Origin of the sequence: Bartonella sp. CL70QHWL (assembly GCF_042194855.1) — a bacterium.
GTDB lineage: Bacteria > Pseudomonadota > Alphaproteobacteria > Rhizobiales > Rhizobiaceae > Bartonella.
This window is the reverse complement of the sequence record NZ_JBHINJ010000059.1, coordinates 1-2,537: the sequence shown is the minus strand read 5'-3', so window position 1 is coordinate 2,537 and position 2,537 is coordinate 1. Positions and strand designations below refer to the sequence as shown.

Annotated in this window: 6 protein-coding genes; 2 read left to right on the top strand and 4 right to left on the bottom strand. The window is 43.8% G+C overall.

Features of this window, described 5'->3' with window-relative positions; all coding sequences use genetic code 11:
• The 4 genes from ACFIJZ_RS09525 to ACFIJZ_RS09510 form a co-directional block, all read right to left on the bottom strand.
• Positions 1–446: ParB/RepB/Spo0J family partition protein (locus ACFIJZ_RS09525; RefSeq protein ID WP_375631903.1), on the bottom strand; the 446-nt coding region annotated here is incomplete at its 3' end.
• Positions 446–844, bottom strand: a complete 399-nt coding sequence (locus tag ACFIJZ_RS09520; RefSeq protein WP_375631901.1) for a hypothetical protein — start codon at positions 842–844, stop codon at positions 446–448. The genes ACFIJZ_RS09525 and ACFIJZ_RS09520, both read right to left, overlap by 1 nt.
• Positions 828–968, bottom strand: coding sequence for a hypothetical protein (locus ACFIJZ_RS09515; RefSeq protein WP_171815235.1), 141 nt, complete (start codon positions 966–968; stop codon positions 828–830). The genes ACFIJZ_RS09520 and ACFIJZ_RS09515 overlap by 17 nt, the downstream gene beginning before the upstream one ends.
• 73 nt (positions 969–1,041) lie before the next feature.
• Entirely contained in the window at positions 1,042–1,347 is a 306-nt protein-coding gene (locus tag ACFIJZ_RS09510; protein WP_005864619.1) for a helix-turn-helix transcriptional regulator, read from the bottom strand.
• 152 nt (positions 1,348–1,499) lie between these two features.
• Between ACFIJZ_RS09510 and ACFIJZ_RS09505 the strand changes: the two genes are divergently transcribed.
• Positions 1,500–2,030 carry a helix-turn-helix domain-containing protein gene (locus tag ACFIJZ_RS09505; RefSeq protein ID WP_375631899.1) on the top strand — a complete coding sequence of 177 codons (531 nt, stop codon included), beginning with the start codon at positions 1,500–1,502 and terminating at the stop codon, positions 2,028–2,030.
• 85 nt (positions 2,031–2,115) lie between these two features.
• Positions 2,116–2,537 (top strand): helix-turn-helix domain-containing protein (locus tag ACFIJZ_RS09500; protein WP_375631897.1); only part of this gene is annotated, 422 nt, incomplete at its 3' end.

Genomic DNA, 2,537 nt, shown 5'->3' with positions numbered 1-2,537 from the left:
TGAGCAATTCGGTCAACTTGACCGAATTGCTCTTTTTTGACTTTATGTTGATTACTACCGTCCCCACCAACCTTAATTTCCCCATACTTCTTTTCCCACAACTCGCGGTAAGTCTGGACAAAAAGCGCACGATCAATCACTGACAATTCATTGCGAAAGAGGTTTTCAGCAACCTCTAAAAGCGCAGCATTGTCCTTATCCGCCTGCACCACAACCGCATCAATGTCACTATAGCCCAAAAGCTCCGCAGCACGCAGCCGATGCGCACCAGCTATAAGTGTGTAATTGCCCTCTTTAGCATTGGGGGTATGGCGCACCGTAATCGGATTCATCAATCCCTCTCGCACTATTGATTGTGCAAGTGCCTTGGCATGCTCATCATCTACAGGGCGTATACGCTCCGGCACCACAATCACATCAAGAGCAAGCTTTTGAAACTGTGCCATCACGCTGCCGCCTTTCTGATCTCTTTAAAGAATAAATCCATCGCACGCCCCGCCCATCTTCGATAAGCTTTCGCAAAAACGGGTTCTTCCAAACGCCGGTTAATGGTACGCAAAGAACGAGCAACAGCAGTGCGTTCACGCTCTTGCATAGCAACAAGACGCCGCCGCGGCACCTCAAACTGATAATGCAAAATATGAATAACAATCTGTCGCGCTAACGCCGCATCAAATAAGCCATGCGGAGGGTCAATAATATACCGGATCGGCAGATGCTTAAATCCACCACTCACCGCCTTAAAAGAACAGGCAAGCATAGCTTCCAAACGTTCAACCTCCGAATAAGGATTAACGATATCGCTTCTGGCTTCTGGGGTCCATAAATTACAAGCAGCAACCATAACCACCCCCTATAAAAACAATATGACCACCATTTAATCGCCAGAACCACCCCATGCAAACGGCTGTTCTATGATGCAACTCTATGCAATTTATCTTGCCTATTTCGTACTGATCTTTAGACATTGATAAACCTTTTTATCTTATGGTATTTAAATTCATGGCAAATGCGCAAAAGCGCAAAGCCGTGTAACGAAGTTCAAGCAGCATTCCCGCGCAAAGCAGAATGCGCACGCGAATCTGTATTGGCATGTTTTGCTGCTTTAAAAATGCGACGGCGACTTTTGGGGTAGCGGTCGCTAAAAACCTGCTCGACGGGCAAACCGATAAAATCGGCAATAGCACGTTCGGCTTTCTCGTTAGATCGTGTCCAAATGTGTTGAACACTGGATGACGAGAGTTGATAAGCTTTCGCGAGCTCCGCCAAGGTCATGTTACGGCGGCGTAGCTCAGCTAAAATACTATGGCGATCCCAAACTTGGATGCATGTTTGTGTGGTTGTCATAAACTTCGCTCCTGCTTCAAACGGATGCTCCCACATCCGTTTTTTGTGGGGTTAATTGTAAAATATCTGCCCTCAATATCGGGCGGTAATAATAGTTATGATTTACATTTATAAATTTGTCAACCCTAAATGTAAATCTGGAGTGATTTTTTTTGGCAAGATCTGAAAAAAAACCTAAAACAGAACTGGCAAAGCGGTTATGTGAAGTACGGATCGCTCTTGGTTTTACTCAGCGCAAGCAGTTTGCTGATCATCTTACAGTACCAGAAAGTACTATGTATAATTACGAAACTGGCTTACGCGAACCGCCTTCATCAATGTTAGTAATTTACAAAAATATTTGTGGTATAGACGTCAATTGGCTTCTCACTGGAGAAGGCGAAATGTTTAGTGACATGGCAAAAGCGAAAGCAGCAGGCTTTAAAGCACCTACCATCCCTACTGGACTCATGAAAAAGCTTGGTCGCATAGCTTATACAACCTATCGCGATGCTAAAATAAAACTCCCCCCTGAAGATATAGCGGAACTCGCGGCGGAACTTTATGGAAAACTGCAAGAGCTTGTTCAAGACATCAACGACATGGAAGAGGTCGAAGCGACTTTCCCTCTTCTTAAAATTCATTTAAAGCGTCAAATAGAAGCTGAAAGAGTACATCTAGAAACTACACAAAATACGGCTTAATGCCTCTCTAAGATGAATGGGGAATCTCTTTACGTTTTAAAATCCCGTAACTTAAAACAAACCTCAATATGAATAAGGAGCATTTTTGGCACGTTTAGAAACAGAACCTAAAACACCATTGGCAAAACGCCTGCGTGAAATACGACACACCCTTGGTTTTACAGAGCGCAAACAATTTGCTAAACATTTTGATATTCCCGAAACGACTATGCGCAATTATGAAACGGGTTTACGAGAGCCTCCTGCATCTATACTGCGAATATATAAAGATCGCTGTGGAATATCCTTAGACTGGCTTGTCACTGGTGAAGGTGAAATGTTTAGTGACATGGCAAAAGCGAAAGCAGCTGGTTTTAAAGCACCTACCATCCCTGCTGGTCTCATGAAAAAGCTTGGTCGCATAGCTTATACAACCTATCGCGATGCAAATATAAAACTCCCCCCTGAAGATATAGCGGAATTAGCGGCAGAGCTTTATAAAAAGTTACAAGAGCTTGTTCAAGACAT